We start from the raw sequence: 17,050 nt of genomic DNA, 5'->3' as shown, positions 1-17,050 counted from the left end.
AAGTATACAAAATTTAATGGGGCGTATTAGTGATATAATCCGACCCGTTGACACGAACACGAATAATAATGAAGAGAAATAAACTTGATAAAATATGATTTACACAGTCATAGCACCTTTTCTGATGGTCGTTTAAGCGTAGGCGCATTACTTGAGCGAGCAACAGAAAAGGGCGTTGATGTTTTAGCCCTCACCGATCACGATACTGTTGCGGGTATCGAACCTGCTAGGCAAGCTATTGCTGATCTAGATTTAAATCTAGAGTTAGTGGCTGGGGTTGAGATTTCGACAAAGTGGGAGAGCTTTGAAATCCATATTGTCGGCCTATCTATAGATACTGAAAATACACATCTACTTAATTTATTGACTGAGCAGCAAAACAAACGTGAAGCTCGTGCTCAAGAGATTGGTCGACGCTTAGCTAAAAAAGGCTATGAAGATATATATGAGCAGGCCAAAGCACTGGCTAAAGATGCTGAAATCACCCGAGCACACTTTGCACAAGCGTTAGTCGAACGCGGTGTAGCTAAGAACATTCAAGGTGTGTTTAAAAAGTTCTTAGCCAGAGGTAAAACGGGCTATGTACCAAGTAACTGGTGTGATATGGCAACCGCCATTGCAGCAATTAAGGCTGCTGGTGGTGTTTCTGTGCTTGCTCATCCTGGTCGATATCAAATGTCTAATAAGTGGCTACGTAAATTACTGAGCGAATTTAAACTTGCAGGTGGACAGGCAATGGAGGTCGCTTTACCGCAGCAAGCACCGAGCGAAAGACAGTTTTTAGGGCAATTAAGCCAAGAGTTTGATCTACTCGCGAGCCAAGGTTCAGATTTTCATTATCCTATGCCTTGGTCAGATCTCGGAAAAAACCTATACTTACCAAAAGATTGCCAAGCTGTTTGGCAGTTTTGGCAAGACGCACAGGAGTGTAACTAATGAGCCAATTTTTTCATATTCACCCAGAAAACCCGCAGGCACGCTTAATTAAACAAGCGGTCGAAATTATTCACAAGGGTGGGGTGATAGTCTACCCAACCGACTCAGGCTATGCACTTGGCTGCAGTATTGGTAACAAACAAGCGAAAGAGCGAATTGAGCGTATTCGTGGCATTGAAAAACACCATAATTTTACACTTGTCTGCCGTGACCTATCAGAACTGGCAACCTATGCCCGTGTCGATAATCAAATTTTTCGTTTAATAAAAAACAATACGCCAGGGCCTTACACCTTTATTTTTAAAGGTACAAAAGAAGTACCTAAGCGTTTATTAAACGAAAAGAAAAAAACCATTGGTATGCGTGTAACGGATAACCCAATTGCCGCAGCTTTACTTGAAGAGCTCAATGAACCACTGATGTCATGCTCTTTGATTCTACCTGGTGAGCAATTTACCGAGTCAGATCCCGATGACATTCGCATGAGCCTAGAAAAACAGGTCGATCTTATTATTCATGGTGGTTATCTAATCGAACAAGCCACTACCGTGATTGACTTTTCTGATGATGATATTGTGATCCTCCGCGAAGGGTGTGGTGACGTTACGCCGTTTCAATAGCCATCAAAGTAGTTATTAAATGAGTAACTCTGCGCCACTGGCCTTTCTTCATGGTGAAGCCGTTTTAGAAAAGCCAGAAGACTTATACATACCGCCCGATGCCCTTAAAGTAATATTAGAAAGCTTTGAGGGCCCGCTCGATCTGCTTTTATATCTGATTAAGCGCCATAAGCTAGATATTCTGCAACTGCCAATCCATAGCATTACTAAACAATATGTGAGCTATGTTGAGCTGATGAAAGATTTACAGCTTGAATTGGCAGGGGAATACTTAGTGATGGCAGCTTTATTGGCGCAAATTAAGTCGCGCATGTTGTTACCGACCCATGAAGAGCTTGAAGAAGAAGCCGATCCGCGTGCTGAATTAGTCAAGCGTTTGCAAGAATATGAACAGTTCAAGACCGCTGCAGAAACATTAAAAGAGCAGCCTCATGTCGGAAAAGACTTCTTCATAGCTAATGCAGAGTATGTCGACAGTGCACTTGATGAAGAAAAACTACCTGATTTAAGTTTAAAAGACTTAGTGCTTGCATTTGGTAATGTGATGGCTCGGGTAAAAACGCTCGCTCACCATCAAATATCAAGTGAAGTTTTGTCTACTCGTGAACGTATGTCGAGAATTCTAAGGTACCTTTCAGAAAATAATGGTCCGTGTGCTTTCGTCACTTTGTTTGATTTTACTGAAGGGCGCCAAGGCGTGGTGGTGACATTTATCGCAATGCTTGAACTGATCAAAGAGCAATTAGTCACTTTTACCCAAATTACCCCGCAATCAGAGATTTATTTATCTTTAAAACTACAAGAGTAACCGAACCTCTGTCATAATATTGCCTTGTGTTTGCAATTGTAGATTAATATGGCTTTTAAGCGTCTTAGTGATGAACAACTCGTTGAGCTAGTCGAAGCAGCGATTTTTGTTTCTGAGAAGCCATTAAGTAAGCGTCGTCTACAAGAAACCGTTCTACAAGATTTCAATATTTCTGCTAAAAGATTAACCCAAGCCATAGACTCACTGGTTGAGCACTATTCAACAAGAGGTGTTCAGTTGGTTGAAGTGGCGTCTGGTTATCGCTTTCAAGCAGGACCTTCTTTGGCTGAGCCATTAAGTAAACTATGGCCTGAAAAAGCGGTGAAATACTCACGAGCGACCATAGAAACCCTTGCCCTGATAGCCTATCGTCAACCTATTACCCGAGGTGAGATAGAGCAGGTGAGAGGGGTTGCTGTAAGCAGCAATATCATGAAAAGTTTATTAGAGCGTGAATGGATAACGGTTGTTGGGCAAAAAGATGTGCCTGGTAAACCTGCGCTATATGCAACCACCAAACAATTTTTAGATTATTTTTCTTTATCTGGTTTAGAACAGCTGCCTAATTTACCTGAGCAACAAGATGTAAAACTAGAACAGATATTGAGTGATCCTTCTGTGAGAGAACCATCCTAATGAGTGAAAAGTTACAAAAAGTATTGGCCCGTGCTGGTGTGGGTTCACGCCGTGAAATGGAAAAATACATTGACTCTAATCGTGTCAGCGTTAACGGTAAAGTGGCACGTTTAGGTGATCGTGTTGAAGAAAATGCGGTTATCCGTGTTGACGGTCATGTTGTTAAAATTGAGCAACAAGAAGAACGTGTTTGCCGTGTTTTAATGTATCACAAGCCTGAAGGCGAATTGTGTACGCGTAAAGATCCTGAAGGTCGTCGCACAGTATTCGATAGATTACCTCGTTTAGAAGGCGATCGTTGGATTGCGATTGGTCGTTTAGATATTAATACCTCAGGTTTATTGTTATTTACCAACGACGGTGAGTTAGCGAATCGTTTAATGCACCCTAAATATGAAGTAGAGCGTGAGTATTCTGCACGTGTATTCGGTGAGGTAACAAACCAAACACTGAGTACCTTAACTAAAGGGGTTGAATTAGAGGATGGCCCAGCTAAGTTCTTAAAAATTAAACCAATGGGCGGTGAGGGCATTAACAAGTGGTTCAACGTTACGCTAACTGAAGGTCGTAATCGTGAAGTACGTCGTTTATGGCAATCTCAAGAAGTAGAAGTATCTCGCCTAATTCGTATCCGTTACGGTAAATTAGAGCTTAACAAACGTCTACCTCAAGGTGGCTGGGAAGAGCTTAAGTTAGAAGACGTAAACTATTTACGTAAATCTGTGAAAATGCGCCCTGAAACGCAAACTAAGCTTTCTGTGATGCCAGAAAAGCGTAAAGATAAACGCGCTAAGATTAATCAAATCAGAAAGGCTGTGAAAAAGCACAACCAACGTGCACAAAAGCCAAAGCCAAAGAGAAAGTAACTTTGTCAATGTAACTTTCTAATTGAATAAATACCAAAAAAGGCACTCGATTGAGTGCCTTTTTTTAATGGTGTCAGAACGATAAGTTACTGTGCGTTGATTGATTCACCGTTAACGTCTTTAGAATCATCTGCCATTAGGTATAAATACGTCGGCATGAGTTCTTCAGCAGTTTTAAGCTTTTCTTTGTCTTCACCTGGGAAAGCAGAGGCACGCATGCTAGTTCGTGTGGCACCAGGGTTAATACAGTTGATACGAATGTTAGTCTTACCCACTTCTTTAGACCAAGTTTGCATCATACCTTCAGTTGCAAATTTTGAGATTGCATAAGGGCCCCAAAACTCACGACCTTCACGGCCTACACCAGATGAAGTGAAAATCACAGATGCACACGGTGATTTACGAAGTAATGGGAACATATATTTTGTGATCATCGCTTGCGCAGTGACGTTTACTTTCATGATGTTTTCAAACGTAGATACACAGAAATGTTCTAGTGGACCAAGCGAGCCTAAAATTGACGCATTGTTAAGTAGGCCGTCTAATTTGCCAAATTGTTGTTCAATAGTTGCTGCAAGGTCACGGTAGTTTTGTTTTGTCGCACCGCGCATATCCATAGGAACGATAGCCGGTTGTGGATAGCCTGCATTTACGATTTCATCGTATACGCATTCAAGCTTTTTAGTTGTTTTACCAAGTAGGATTACAGTTGCACCGTGTTTCGCATATGTTAATGCCGCAACACGGCCAATTCCATCGCCAGCACCTGTGATTAAAATGGTTTTATTTTCTAGTGCATTGTCTGCTGCTTGATAATTATGCATTGTAGATCTCTATTTGAACGTTTTGCGCATTTTATCACAGCATTAGGGTAAGTTATCTAAATTATTGTAAATTTGGGTGGCGAAACTTTACATATTGAGTTAAGTTTAACTGGTCTAATGTCTCATTAAAAACAGAATTACATTATATTAACGCGTTAATTGCATAAGAATAATAAAATTTGTCGGAGCCCATTCAATGAAAAAAATGCTTCTCTCACTCGCAATTTCTACGGCTTTGGTCGGCTGTGGCGGCGGTGAAACACTACAAGATGTAAAACAAGAAACGACCCCAGTACTACCTTCAGCTTCAGTGAAATTCGACCCATCAAATGGTGTGATCTCAATTCCGAATGATTTACTTTTAAGTGGCACTAAAGATGGCACTTTAAACTTACCTGGTGAATTTGACGATCAGGGTCAACCTTTACCGGCTGCTGCATATGCTAATCCAAGTTTAGCAATGGGTGGTTTAGACGGTTGGTCGACTAGTATGCCTTATGTTATCGACTTAGATGTGCCAAGTGAAGTTAGCATTAATGCTGACTCTGTTGCCACACCTGATGCTGTTCGCATTTTTGAAGTGGTTATGGGCGCGAGTATCACAGATCCTGACTGCGCAAGTGATAAAGTGCCTGCGGGTATTGCTTGTAAATATGTCGGTGAGTTGACGTTTGGTGTTGATTACATCGCCAAGCTGACAGATTCTGGCAAAGGCATCATGGTAGTGCCGCTTAAACCACTTAAGTCTGGTGCATCGTATATTACTGCACTAACAAAAAGTATTGTAATGGCTGATGGCCGTCCACTTGAGCCATCATCTTCATATAGTTTAGTGAAAGCGGAAGCGCCTTTAGTTACCGACTCACAAAGAAGCCTTCAGGCTGTTGTACAACAATATGAAAATGTTATATCTGGCCAGGTGGCAAAAGAAGATGTGATTTATACCGCAGCAATGACGATTCAGTCAGTGGGTGCGGTCATGAATAACATTAAGCTAGGTTTAGCGCAAAGCCTACAAACACAAACTAACCCTAGAATCTCAGTTCCTGAGCAACCGATGATCACTGTATCAGATGCGCTAGCAGCAGTTATTCCAGATGCTGAAACTCGTGCACCTTTCCAGGCTGTTCAATACATGCAAGGTAGCATTATGTTGCCTATGTACTCAAAGAAACCTGAAGGTACAGCGATTGAAGACTTAGCGGGTACATACTGGAAAGCTCGTTGTGATAGTGCCGCAACACTTGCTGGTGCAGTTGCTGCTGGTGTTGATTTATCTGGTTTAACACCAGGTGAAAATGACGCGTATTGTAACGCAGCGTCTGGTGGTGTACTTCGAGACTTTGGCTTAGATCAAAGCCGCTTCTTAACTAAATTTAATAGCATTCCTTCAATAGAGTGGATTGCAAACGTACCTGTACAAATTACTAAGCCACGTGCAGAATTGCTTGGTATTGAAATGCCAGCAACGGGTTGGCCTGTAGTGATTTTACAACACGGTATTACCGCTAACAAAGAAAGTCTATTAGGGTTAACACTTGCATTGAGCAACGCTGGTTTTGCAACGGTCGCTATTGATCACCCAATGCATGGTGCTCGCGGTCTAGATATTGATTTAGACGGTAAAGATGACTTTAATGCAACAAGTGGTCAGGGCTCAGTGCTTTCATACATGAACTTGACGTCACTACTAGTCGCACGTGATAACCTAAGACAGTCTTCAGCTGACCTTCTTGCACTGAGACTTGGCTTGAATTTCATTGACCCAACACTTGGTATTAACCCTACAGATGTGAGCTTCTTTGGTCACTCTCTAGGTTCAATTGTTGCACCTAACTTTATCGCGCATACAAATAAGCCTATCGGTAATGAAACGGTTGATAACTTATTTAAGGTGAATACAGTTGGTCTAGCTAGTGGTGGTGCAGGCATTGCTAATTTCTTAACTGAGTCAGGCTCATTTGGCTCATTTGTGAAAGGCTCTGTGTTATCTGCAGCAGGTAATTTGTCGTCTAAAGCTTTCTTAGAATTCGTAGCTAGTGAAGCAACAGCAGCTTGCCCTGCAGAGACTAAGATCCCTTGTTCTTATGCACTATACGAAAAGCAACTTGTTGAAGCAGGCAATACAGCGGCACTTGCAGGTATTCAATCTGTGATCAGCCAGTTCGTAACCGTTGCTCAAACAGCGTTAGACAGTGCAGATCCTGTGAACTACGCAGCAGCAGTGCAAGCACTCGGTACACCAACCTACTTAAGTGTAGTGACAGGTGGGGTTGATGGTAACCAACCAGATGCAGTTATTCCGCCAACAACGGCACTGCCATTATCTGGTACTATGCCTATGGCTCAGTTGTTCGGTATGACACCAGTAACTGAAACACAAATGGGTGAGCCAAAGAACTATGTTGTTAAGTTCTCTCAAGGTCATCACTCATCAATTGCAACGACTTCATTTAATGAAGCTGTAGGTGGTACAGCGCAAGGTCATGCTATGACTACGCTTGAAATGCAAACTCAACTTGCAACCTTCTTGGCATCAAAAGGTATGAAGTTACCAGTTGACAACACTGCAGTGATTGCTAATTAAGTTTAATTACGAGAAGATGAAAAAGCCGCGTTAAGCGGCTTTTTTTATATTTATAGAATGATTTTTATACCAATCCTCTTAATTAAATGATTGAGTATTATTGAGGGTTGGTATTAATTATAAGAACAACGAGGAGAATAGATTGACGTTCTTATTTGAATACGGTTTATTTTTAGCTAAAGCAGTCACCATAGTGTTATCTATTGGGATTATCATCATTTTGGTTGTGGGCGCTAGCCAAAAGCCAAAGGCAAGCGCAGGTGAAGTTGAGCTTCAAGACTTATCTAAAAAGTTAAAGCGCAATAAACAAGATTTTATTGAACAAACTCTAGATAAAAAGGCGCTTAAAGCTTACAAAAAAACGCAGAAAAAAGATCAAGAGGATAAAGTTGAAGCAAAGGCATTTGTAATTAATTTTGACGGTAGTTCAGATGCCCATGAAGTGAATAATTTACGTGAAGAAATTACAGCGGTACTACAGATTGCTGATAAAAATAAGGATTCAGTGATTGTAAGTATCAACAGTGGTGGCGGTGTGGTTCATGGCTACGGTTTAGGTGCATCGCAGTTAAAACGTATTACTAGTGCAGAGCTGTCTCTAACCGTATGTGTTGATAAAATTGCTGCAAGTGGCGGCTATATGATGGCATGTGTGGCAAATAAAATTGTTGCTGCTCCATTTTCAATTATTGGCTCAATCGGCGTCATTGCGCAAATTCCTAACTTTAATAAGCTTCTTAAAAAGAATGACATTGATTTTGAGATGATCACCTCAGGCGAATTTAAACGCACTTTAACTCTATTTGGTGAAAATACCGATAAGGGCCGTGATAAATTTCAACAAGAAGTTGAATCTACCCATGGCTTGTTTAAAGAGTTTGTACAAGCTAACAGAGCTGATATAGATCTTGAAAAAGTGGCCACAGGTGAATATTGGTTTGCCTCTGAGGCGCAAAAGTTAGGTTTAGTAGACGAATTGAATACCAGTGATGACCATATTTTATCTTTATTAGATAGCCATCAAATTTACACGGTAAAATATACCAGTAAAAAATCGCTGCCAGAAAAGCTAGGACTTGGCGTGAGTCAAGCAGTGGCAAGTGCGACAAATATGCTTTGGACTAAATTGCAAGACGCTAAGTGGTAGGTGTAAACCGTCTTACTGATTGGCGAAATATAATTTAGCTCTTTTGAAATGCCTTTGGAGAAACACCAAAGGCATTTTTGAATGTGCGGCTAAATTGACTGGTATGATTAAAACCTAAATCAAAGCCGATTTGGGTAATGCTGTTGCCTTTTTTAAGCAGCTCTTTGGCTTTTGTCAGTCGCCTCGTTTGGAGCCATTGCTGTGGGGTCATGTTTAAGCATGATTTAAAGTAGTTAAAAAATTTGCTGCGACTCATACAAGCTATTTTACACAAAGTATCGATATCTAGAGGCTCGCTCAAATGATGCTCTATGTATTGAACGACTTCTGTAATTGGGTCCTGATGATTCTGAGAGTTTGCACACTTTAAAATAAGCTCGCGGGTTTGCTGAGTGAGTAATCGTGTTACCAATTCATTCAGCGCAAGATCAATTAGAAACCCACGCTGATCTTCATTTTCGGTAAATAAATGTACCATACGATCGAGTAACGCTTGGGTTTGCCAGTTGTGCTCTACATGAACGAGTTCATTTTGATAACTGACCTCAAAATTGCTTTGATTTTCTATGTTCAACCTCTGCGCAATGTCAGCAAGCTTTTCTTTACTAATTTCGATAGCTAAACAAGTTGTTGGTGTGGGTTTAGATGCATCAGGAAAATCGATATGAACAGTTTGGTTTGGTGCAAGCACGAAGCTTTCATTAGGCAAAAAATCATGGTGGTAATCACATGTTTCTACATGCATCACTTTTTTGCCTTGTAGCATACCGCAAAATAACACATTGCTTGAAGATAACGGCACGTTAAATGCACTTTCATAGGTATCATAAATACTTAGCAGCGCGTCATCTGAATCAAAGCTGAGCTTATTCTCTACCAATTTATCAATGTGTTGGTGCCTAGCTTGCAAATCAAAGCGCATATCTGTTCCTTATGAATATCAAGACTGAGAGTTAAGCAAAAAATACCTAGAGTTAATTTTTTAAGCCTCCTTTCCCTTAATGTCAAATCAATCGGCTCAAAAATAAACACATAACTGAAGTATGAGCCGGGCAACAAGTTGATAGAAGAGGACACTATGATTTATTCAAACCCGAATACCCAAGGCGCAGTCGTTAATTTTAAAGACAAGTATGACAATTACATCGGTGGTGAGTGGGTTGCTCCCTTAGATGGCGAATATTTTGAAAACAAAAGCCCAGTGAACGGAAAGGTGTTTTGCCAAGTGGCACGCTCTAAAGCTGCAGATATCGAGTTGGCACTCGACAAAGCACATGAAGCAAAAGAGGCGTGGGGCACAACCAGTGTGACTGAGCGCAGTAATATTTTACTTAAAATTGCTCAGATCATTGAAGATAACAAAGAGTATTTGGCCGTTGCTGAAACTTGGGATAACGGCAAAGCCGTACGCGAAACCCTCGCCGCGGATATTCCGCTAGCAGCAGATCATTTTAGATATTTCGCTGGCTGTATTCGAGCACAAGAGGGCAGTATTGGCGAAATTGATGAGCACACCGTGGCCTATCACTTCCACGAGCCGCTAGGTGTAGTCGGACAAATTATTCCTTGGAACTTCCCGCTATTAATGGCCGCTTGGAAATTAGCCCCAGCCCTTGCTGCGGGTAACTGTGTGGTACTAAAACCTGCGGAGCAAACCCCCACCTCGATCATGTTATTAGTTGAACTGATTGGTGATCTATTACCTGCGGGTGCTTTAAACGTAGTGAATGGTTTCGGTAAAGAAGCAGGAGAAGCGCTCGCGACGAGCACGCGTATTGCTAAGATTGCTTTTACGGGATCTACTCCGGTTGGTTCGCACATCTTGAAATGCGCTGCCGATAATATTATTCCATCAACGGTTGAGCTAGGCGGTAAATCACCGAATATCTTTTTCAGTGATGTATTAGAAAAAGATGATGATTATCTAAGTAAGTGTATTGAAGGCGCGGTATTGGCTTATTTCAACCAAGGTGAAGTGTGTACTTGTCCTTCGCGTTTATTTGTTCAAGAAGACATCTATGACGAGTTTATTGAGCGTGTGAAAGCGCGTACTGCGCAAATTAAGCGTGGTAATCCGCTCGATACAGAAACTATGGTGGGTGCGCAAGCCTCTCAGCAGCAGTTCGATAAAATCTTAAGTTATATTGAAATAGGCAAACAGGAAGGTGCAGAAGTACTGTTTGGTGGTGAAGTTGAGCAATTATCTGAAGAGTTTAATTCGGGTTATTACATTCAACCTACCTTACTTAAGGGCAATAATTCAATGCGAGTATTCCAAGAAGAGATTTTTGGTCCGGTCATTTCACTGTGTACGTTTAAAGATGAAGCTGAAGCATTAGAGCTGGCGAATAGCTCAGAATTTGGCTTAGGTGCGGGTGTTTGGACTCGAAACATGAATCGCGCCTATCATTTTGGTCGCAAGATTGAAGCCGGTCGTGTATGGACAAACTGTTACCACATGTATCCAGCGCATGCAGCATTTGGTGGTTATAAAAAGTCAGGCGTAGGTAGAGAGACGCACAAAAAAGCGTTAGATCATTATCAGCAAACTAAAAACTTATTAGTTAGCTACAGTGAAAGTCCACTCGGATTTTTCTAAAGAGTTAACTAACCAATTGGTTAGTTAGATATCACAATGCAAAGGGGCAAGTAGCGCAATGTTAAATTGCGCTACTTTTTTTGTTTTGATTTATTAGTCTTCGATAGATTTTATGTAGTTTAAAGCACCAACGACAGAAGCTACTTGGCCTTGTACACAAATTTCATCGTTAGCAGATGGGCTATCAGGGTAAACTTCGGTTGTCGTCACGTATTCAGCATTTGTCATGCCCATGCAAAGACCAAGTTTAGTGCCGTCATAATTAATCACACCGAATTGCTCAATCGGAACACCAATCAATCTACCATCTTCGTCAGCAGGGGCGATATGGGTGACTTTTTCTACTTCTTTGATAATCGCGGTTTGGAATGAATATTGTGGCTTTTGAGTATGGCCAACTAAGTAAAAGCCATCTGGAATATTCCAATTATCATGGCTTACACCATCACGCGCCGCAAGCGCTGGTCGAAACTCTGAATTATCTGTGTCAGTTGTTTCATGTAAATCGACATGACACAGTAAATCATCGAACTGAGCGACATAAGCCATAGCTTGTTTTGACTCAGGTGCTGGGCTGTCAGCATAAAATGAGCGGTTTGGATCAATGGCTTCTGGGTTCCAACGGTTGATTGTTTCATAACCCCAAGGACTAATACATGGAAGTACCACTAGATTGAAATCAGCTTGATAATGTTTGCCTTGAGATTTAATGAACTCAATCGCACCATGTACGCCACTGGTTTCATAACCATGCACACCACCTGTCACTAAAACAGTAGGCTTATCGTCAGAAAAGTCACGTGACTTTATCGCATACAATTTATATTCGTTTTCACCGTAATTAAGTTCGCCATATTGCTCAACGTCATATTCTTCAGCAAGCGCAAGTATTTTTGTTTCTACTTCTTGTTGATAACTACGCTTAATTACTTGTGCTGCAAGCCACTGTTTTTTTTCTGCTGCCTGCCATGGTGTGCCCGGCGTGCCAATTGGGTATGCGGTTGTCATAATCGTCCTCGGTGAAAGTTTTTTGCCATCCTAGTGATAAAGCCTGGGTCAGTAAAGTAATTAAATCTAATTGCGCACCATCTGAACACTTTTAAAGCAGGCTATTTTGCAATGTAACCAAGTTGCGAAAGTCGATTTTTTTGCTGTGTCGTTAATTTGCAACTGAATAAAAAAATATTTTTCTGCTCAAGTTGTACATGTGTGACTTTACAGAAAATAATGTTATGAACTTGAATTTGTTGAATTTGTTCAACAGGGACATATTTTTGAGCGCCCAAAAAGTTATAGTAGCTTAACCCATTCACACACCACGACGACCTTCTTCGGCCCATTAATGTAATAACCATAAATAAACTGAGGGTGAATATAAGCATTATTTCTAATGCTTCTAACCAAGCAGTAAAGTTAAATACCGTACTTATTGACACAAGTAGTGCAATAACGCTCGCGGCAAGAATATAAAAACCAAAATTGATTGAAGATTTAACTTCGTACATTTCTTAACTCCTACGTACCTTTTTTATAGGCGTGCAAGGTAATGTAAGAAAATGAATAAAATATGGAGTTAATACTTAAAGCTTAAATTAATGCATCTCTGCTTTTATTTCTTGCCAGTCTTCAACATGTGAGTTGAGAAAACCGCACTCCTTATAGGCGCGCTCAATGTATCCTGATTGCCTGAGCTGCTTTAAACCTTTCTGTAGTGCTTTAAATGTTTTGTTACCGAGTGGATGTTTTTTTGATACAACAAAGTGTCTGCTGTCTTGAAGCGCGATTTTAACGCCATCTATCGCACGAATCTTGTAGTTTTTTCCTGTGTACTCAAAAGGCAGGGCTGGTTTAAAAGGGGCCAGCATGGCATCGACCCAGCCATTGCTCACCATTTTAGCCATAACTAACCAGTCGGCTTCAATGACTAAATTTTTGGGTTTCAGCGCAGTGAGTGTTTTTACATCAGTGTGCCAGGCTTCGCTGGTCACAAAGCTAAGGTCTGAAATACCATTCTTAAGTTTTGGCGCCAGCTCAGTTATTTTATTAGGCGCGACATAGATACCTGCGTAAAACTCTCCATCACGGATCACAGGTTCAGATATGAATACATCATTTTCATATTGGGATGCTTCATTAAGCCAAATTGAGTCAAAACTGATTAGGAGTAGTCCGTGTTGGATAAGACGAATATTTCTCGCATCATAATCACCTAGTACAAAATCATACTCTAGCTCCATGCCTCCGAGTTTTATTGCTTTTTGTACTAGGATAAATTCAACAACATCCCTAAGGCAGCTTGGGTGCTTGAAATGCTCGATAGATTCTATGCTTTCTTCGCCGAGCACTTGTTGGGCATAATTATAAATGTCGGTTTCAATCGAAATTGGAATTTTAGCCTTGCTACTTAAAGCGGCAAAACAGCATAAAAATAAACATACCCATTTCATAAGCATGATTCATTGGCCTGTATTTGAGTTAAGTATCGTATAAGTTGAGATAAATTAAAGTGACAAGAGCAAACTAGTTCACTATCTTGTTAAGTTGATGTTATTTAAAACATTGAAAATCGTGTTTATCGAGCGCTATAAAAGGGGACTTTATGAAATTCGAACAGTTACTTAATCATCTAGATTCAGGCGTTTGCGTTGATCAATTACAAACCGAGTCTGTGGTAGATTTAGCTGTATTGCTTATGTCAATTGATGGCGAAGTATGTGAAAAAGAGTTATCAGTTTTAAATCAGTGGATAGAGAAGCTATGTTGGAATAGCGAGATAGAATCAGGTCTTTATATCTCAAATATGATAACCCATTGCAAAGAAGTGATTGCTAAGGGCGATGTTGAGCATTTTATTCACCATAGAATGAAACACATTGTTGATGAACCCATAAAGGAGTTAGCACTAAGGTTGACGACTCAACTTGCCAAAGCCGATGGTGTTGTCACTGAGTCAGAATCTAATGCACTAAAAGTGATTGAAGCTGAGCTTTAATTGTTTAGTGGTTTTGAGAAAACAATTTTTTACGCACGATTTTTCTATACTCACTCGGTGTTTGATTTAGCCTTTGCTTAAATACCCGAGTGAGTAAGCCCTGAGAGTTAAACCCCACCGATATCGCCACATCTTGAATTGATAAATTACTTGAAGCTAATAGTTCTTTGGCATTTTCTAGGCGTATCGTTTGCAGATAATGCGCGGCTGTTTGGTCTGTTGCTGCTTTAAAACGTCGGTTAAACGTCCGGTAACTTAAGTCAAATTGCTCCGCCACATCTGAAAGGGCAATCTCGGTGTGATAATTGTTTTTCAACCAAAATTGAATCGATGCGATTAATTCATCGGGGTGCGTATCCGCATCGCCTTCTAGAAAACGTTGTTCTTCGTAGGGCTTCCTGATTTCATGAGAAAAGTTTTGCTGTACGTGTTGTGCTGCGGCAACCCCATATAATTGCGAAATCAAATGCACAATCACATCAGCGAGGGCATTCAAACTGGCTACGGTATAAATACGCTCAGACTGGGTAATGAAGAAGTCAGGTTTCAAATCGACCGAAGGGTAATTGAGCTTAAATTGTTTCGCATAATGCCAGTGTGTTGTCGCAGGATGGCGTTCGAGTAAGCCAGACTCAGCCAAAAAACAGACCCCAGTGCCGACCCCAATGATGGTCGAACCTTGTTGCCAGGCTTGATTTAAAGCCGTTGCAAGTGATTGGTTTTTTCTAAGTACAGGTCTAGGGTTTCGCCAAATGCTTGGCACAATAATGTAATCTTGCTCTGACAAATAGCTAAATGCCTCGTCAGGCTGTATTTGTAACCCAAGCTCATTACTGATTGGTGAGGTATCATTCGCTAGCCAAGTTATGCGTAACGGCTTAAAGTCATTTCCTAAGTGTCTTTTTGCAAATGCTTCACCTGCTCTGAGCATTTCTGCTGGTAGCGAAACACTGGTAAAGAGCATGCTTGAATAAATACAAAAGCCAATTTTTATCGGGTTTTCTGGTCTGACCATGCTAATTTGGCGAAAAATAAATGATATTTGGCTATTTTTGCAAAATGTAATCTAAAGTTCAAACTAGAATCGAATATATCTAAGTTGTGTGAAAATTTTAAGAACGATTATTTATGACTGCATTACCAATTATTGTCGGCATGGGTGGTATTAACGCTGCTGGCCGTACATCTTTTCATCAGGGCTATCGCCGTATTGTTATAGATAAGCTAGACCAACAAGCACGCCAAGAAACTTTCTTAGGCCTTGCGACACTAATGAATTTAGTACGTTGTGAAGACGGTCGACTCGTAACACAAGCAGGCGATGAAATTTCAGTTGAACAAATCGAAGCGCAATTTGGCGAACAAATTAAAGCGGGTACTTTGATCCGTAAAATCGAAAAAGAACATTTCGATTGCGATGCAACACACTGGCAGCAAAAGCTAACTATTAATGCGAATGATGAGGCGGGGCTTAATTTCACTTGTCGCAAGCGTGACTTACCAAACCCAGTGCCAGCCTCATGGCAAGTTGAAGAGCTAGACGCAAAAACAGTCAATGTGGTTGTGCCTGATTCTTTAGAAGTAAAACACGATAGTTATCGTGATAATCCAATCAAAGCGGCGGGTCAATTACCAACCGGCTTTGATCCGGCATCGCTTTATAACAGTCGTTACCAACCTCGTGGTCTACAGGCGACTATTTTTGCCGCAACCGATGCGATTCGTTCAACGGGCATTGATTGGGATACCGTCATGAACAGTGTTGAACCAGACAAAATTGGTACTTATTCAGCATCCGTCGCTGGTCAAATGCAGCAAGAAGGCTTTGGTGGTTTGATCCGCTCTCGTCAACAAGGTGATCGCGTAAGTACAAAGCAATTGGCATTGGGTTTAAATACCATGTCTACAGACTTTATTAATGCTTACGTAACAGGCAGCGTTGGTACGACTTTCACTACTTCAGGTGCGTGTGCAACCTTCTTATATAACTTACGCGCTGCTGTGAATGATATTCAAGCTGGTCGTACACGTGTTGCGATTGTAGCGAGCGTAGAATGTGCGTTAACGCCAGAAGTGATTGAAGGTTTTGGTAACATGAGCGCATTGGCAAACGAAGAAGGTCTTCGTAAGCTTGATAATACCGAAAACGTTGACTACCGTCGTACAAGCCGTCCGTTTGGTGATAACTGTGGTTTCACAATCGGTGAAGGTGCTCAGGTTGCGATCCTTATGGATGATGCGCTTGCTCTAGAACTTGGAGCTGAAGTCATGGGCTCGGTAGTCGATGTGTTTGTTAATGCTGATGGCATCAAAAAGTCTATTACGGCACCTGGCCCGGGTAACTACATCACAATGGCTAAGTCAGTCGCACTAGCTGAGCAAATTGCTGGCACAGATGCCATTAAAAAGCGCAGCTTTATCTTAGCGCATGGCTCAAGTACACCGCAAAACCGTGTTACTGAATCGCTGATTTATCACAAAGTGGCAGAAGCATTTTCAATCAATGGTTGGAAAGTGGTTGCGCCGAAGGCATACGTAGGTCACACCATTGCGCCAGCAAGTGGCGACCAACTCGCGTTAGCGCTGGGTGTATTTAGTCACAACATCATGCCAGGTATTACAACGATTGATAAAGTGGCTGACGACGTGCACGCGGAACATTTAGATATTCGCAATGAGCATTATGAATGTGCACCTATGGATGTCGCGTTTATCAACTCAAAAGGCTTCGGTGGTAACAACGCAACAGCAACGGTATTTTCACCAAACTTTACCAATAAGCTTTTAGCGAAACGTTACTCTGAAGCGCAGTTAAATTCATACCAAGCAAAATTAGAGCAAACCAAGCTGGCTCAAGCAGACTACCAGCAAGCTGCTGATAATGGCCAATATGAGCTTATTTATCGCTTTGGCAACGGTATGATTGATGAAAATGAGCTCGTACTGAGCCAAGATAGCTTAAGTTTACCTGGCTTTGATAAAGCGGTATTACTGAGCACAAATAACCAATATGGTGACTTAAGCGAATAAGCTTA

16 protein-coding genes are annotated in these 17,050 nt (G+C 41.2%); 10 read left to right on the top strand and 6 right to left on the bottom strand.

Translation table 11 applies throughout. From position 1 onward, the window contains the following. The first annotated feature begins 84 nt into the window (after positions 1-84). The 5 genes from rnm to rluB are packed head-to-tail and all read left to right on the top strand — an operon-like array spanning position 85 to position 3,866. Positions 85-936 (top strand): RNase RNM, encoded by an 852-nt coding sequence (rnm, locus tag AC1HJP_RS06140; protein WP_480361051.1) that lies wholly within the window; start codon positions 85-87, stop codon positions 934-936. Beyond that, a complete protein-coding gene (locus AC1HJP_RS06135) occupies positions 936-1,556 on the top strand; it encodes an L-threonylcarbamoyladenylate synthase (protein WP_058030020.1) in 621 nt (206 codons plus the stop codon). Before rnm ends, AC1HJP_RS06135 begins: the two co-directional genes overlap by 1 nt. A gap of 19 nt (positions 1,557-1,575) precedes the next feature. Continuing rightward, positions 1,576-2,364 (top strand): segregation and condensation protein A, encoded by a 789-nt coding sequence (locus tag AC1HJP_RS06130; RefSeq protein ID WP_480361050.1) that lies wholly within the window; start codon positions 1,576-1,578, stop codon positions 2,362-2,364. Positions 2,365-2,412: 48 nt separating this feature from the next. Further along, complete coding sequence (gene scpB / locus AC1HJP_RS06125) at positions 2,413-3,000, top strand: SMC-Scp complex subunit ScpB (protein ID WP_058030018.1); 588 nt, start codon at positions 2,413-2,415, stop codon at positions 2,998-3,000. Next, positions 3,000-3,866, top strand: coding sequence for a 23S rRNA pseudouridine(2605) synthase RluB (gene rluB, locus AC1HJP_RS06120; RefSeq protein ID WP_058030017.1), 867 nt, complete (start codon positions 3,000-3,002; stop codon positions 3,864-3,866). Before scpB ends, rluB begins: the two co-directional genes overlap by 1 nt. Before the next feature lie 86 nt (positions 3,867-3,952). Here rluB and AC1HJP_RS06115 read toward each other — a convergent pair whose 3' ends face one another. Then, complete coding sequence (locus AC1HJP_RS06115) at positions 3,953-4,690, bottom strand: YciK family oxidoreductase (RefSeq protein ID WP_058030016.1); 738 nt, start codon at positions 4,688-4,690, stop codon at positions 3,953-3,955. A 196-nt stretch (positions 4,691-4,886) separates the two neighbouring features. Between AC1HJP_RS06115 and AC1HJP_RS06110 the strand changes: the two genes are divergently transcribed. Together AC1HJP_RS06110 and sohB are read left to right on the top strand one after the other, a co-directional pair. Then, positions 4,887-7,277, top strand: coding sequence for a VolA/Pla-1 family phospholipase (locus AC1HJP_RS06110; protein WP_480361049.1), 2,391 nt, complete (start codon positions 4,887-4,889; stop codon positions 7,275-7,277). A gap of 142 nt (positions 7,278-7,419) precedes the next feature. Next, positions 7,420-8,424 (top strand): protease SohB, encoded by a 1,005-nt coding sequence (sohB, locus tag AC1HJP_RS06105; protein WP_480361048.1) that lies wholly within the window; start codon positions 7,420-7,422, stop codon positions 8,422-8,424. Between the two features lie 34 nt (positions 8,425-8,458). Here the strand turns inward: sohB and AC1HJP_RS06100 are convergent, their stop codons facing one another. Continuing rightward, positions 8,459-9,346 (bottom strand): AraC family transcriptional regulator, encoded by an 888-nt coding sequence (locus tag AC1HJP_RS06100; protein ID WP_480361047.1) that lies wholly within the window; start codon positions 9,344-9,346, stop codon positions 8,459-8,461. A gap of 156 nt (positions 9,347-9,502) precedes the next feature. On the opposite strand from AC1HJP_RS06100, the gene exaC reads away from it, so the two are divergent. Continuing rightward, entirely contained in the window at positions 9,503-11,023 is a 1,521-nt protein-coding gene (gene exaC / locus AC1HJP_RS06095) for an acetaldehyde dehydrogenase ExaC (protein WP_480361046.1), read from the top strand. A gap of 93 nt (positions 11,024-11,116) precedes the next feature. Here exaC and AC1HJP_RS06090 read toward each other — a convergent pair whose 3' ends face one another. The 3 genes from AC1HJP_RS06090 to AC1HJP_RS06080 form a co-directional block, all read right to left on the bottom strand. Further along, positions 11,117-12,031, bottom strand: coding sequence for a M14 family metallopeptidase (locus AC1HJP_RS06090; RefSeq protein ID WP_480361045.1), 915 nt, complete (start codon positions 12,029-12,031; stop codon positions 11,117-11,119). Positions 12,032-12,132: 101 nt separating this feature from the next. After that, positions 12,133-12,528 carry a hypothetical protein gene (locus AC1HJP_RS06085; protein WP_480361044.1) on the bottom strand — a complete coding sequence of 132 codons (396 nt, stop codon included), beginning with the start codon at positions 12,526-12,528 and terminating at the stop codon, positions 12,133-12,135. Between the two features lie 87 nt (positions 12,529-12,615). Beyond that, positions 12,616-13,470 carry a hypothetical protein gene (locus AC1HJP_RS06080; RefSeq protein WP_480361043.1) on the bottom strand — a complete coding sequence of 285 codons (855 nt, stop codon included), beginning with the start codon at positions 13,468-13,470 and terminating at the stop codon, positions 12,616-12,618. A gap of 152 nt (positions 13,471-13,622) precedes the next feature. On the opposite strand from AC1HJP_RS06080, the gene AC1HJP_RS06075 reads away from it, so the two are divergent. Then, entirely contained in the window at positions 13,623-14,015 is a 393-nt protein-coding gene (locus AC1HJP_RS06075; protein WP_480361041.1) for a tellurite resistance TerB family protein, read from the top strand. Between the two features lie 4 nt (positions 14,016-14,019). Here the strand turns inward: AC1HJP_RS06075 and AC1HJP_RS06070 are convergent, their stop codons facing one another. Continuing rightward, positions 14,020-15,030 (bottom strand): GlxA family transcriptional regulator, encoded by a 1,011-nt coding sequence (locus AC1HJP_RS06070; protein WP_404389989.1) that lies wholly within the window; start codon positions 15,028-15,030, stop codon positions 14,020-14,022. 113 nt (positions 15,031-15,143) lie between these two features. Between AC1HJP_RS06070 and AC1HJP_RS06065 the strand changes: the two genes are divergently transcribed. Next, complete coding sequence (locus tag AC1HJP_RS06065) at positions 15,144-17,045, top strand: beta-ketoacyl synthase (RefSeq protein WP_480361040.1); 1,902 nt, start codon at positions 15,144-15,146, stop codon at positions 17,043-17,045. Positions 17,046-17,050 lie beyond the last annotated feature (5 nt).

The organism is Pseudoalteromonas sp. NFXS53, assembly GCF_056629255.1.
The sequence above is the reverse complement of the archived record's forward strand: the minus strand, read 5'-3'. Positions and strand labels throughout refer to the sequence as shown.

Excerpts from the sequence above, each read along its gene's own strand:
- rluB (WP_058030017.1), top strand. The coding sequence starts at position 3,000 with ATGAGTGAAAAGTTACAAAAAGTATTGGCCCGTGCTGGTGTGGGTTCA.
- AC1HJP_RS06115 (WP_058030016.1), bottom strand. The coding sequence starts at position 4,690 with ATGCATAATTATCAAGCAGCAGACAATGCACTAGAAAATAAAACCATT.
- AC1HJP_RS06110 (WP_480361049.1), top strand. The coding sequence starts at position 4,887 with ATGAAAAAAATGCTTCTCTCACTCGCAATTTCTACGGCTTTGGTCGGC.
- AC1HJP_RS06070 (WP_404389989.1), bottom strand. The coding sequence starts at position 15,030 with ATGGTCAGACCAGAAAACCCGATAAAAATTGGCTTTTGTATTTATTCA.
- AC1HJP_RS06090 (WP_480361045.1), bottom strand. The coding sequence starts at position 12,031 with ATGACAACCGCATACCCAATTGGCACGCCGGGCACACCATGGCAGGCA.
- AC1HJP_RS06130 (WP_480361050.1), top strand. The coding sequence starts at position 1,576 with ATGAGTAACTCTGCGCCACTGGCCTTTCTTCATGGTGAAGCCGTTTTA.
- AC1HJP_RS06135 (WP_058030020.1), top strand. The coding sequence starts at position 936 with ATGAGCCAATTTTTTCATATTCACCCAGAAAACCCGCAGGCACGCTTA.
- AC1HJP_RS06080 (WP_480361043.1), bottom strand. The coding sequence starts at position 13,470 with ATGAAATGGGTATGTTTATTTTTATGCTGTTTTGCCGCTTTAAGTAGC.
- scpB (WP_058030018.1), top strand. The coding sequence starts at position 2,413 with ATGGCTTTTAAGCGTCTTAGTGATGAACAACTCGTTGAGCTAGTCGAA.
- AC1HJP_RS06085 (WP_480361044.1), bottom strand. The coding sequence starts at position 12,528 with ATGTACGAAGTTAAATCTTCAATCAATTTTGGTTTTTATATTCTTGCC.
- AC1HJP_RS06065 (WP_480361040.1), top strand. The coding sequence starts at position 15,144 with ATGACTGCATTACCAATTATTGTCGGCATGGGTGGTATTAACGCTGCT.
- AC1HJP_RS06075 (WP_480361041.1), top strand. The coding sequence starts at position 13,623 with ATGAAATTCGAACAGTTACTTAATCATCTAGATTCAGGCGTTTGCGTT.
- AC1HJP_RS06100 (WP_480361047.1), bottom strand. The coding sequence starts at position 9,346 with ATGCGCTTTGATTTGCAAGCTAGGCACCAACACATTGATAAATTGGTA.
- exaC (WP_480361046.1), top strand. The coding sequence starts at position 9,503 with ATGATTTATTCAAACCCGAATACCCAAGGCGCAGTCGTTAATTTTAAA.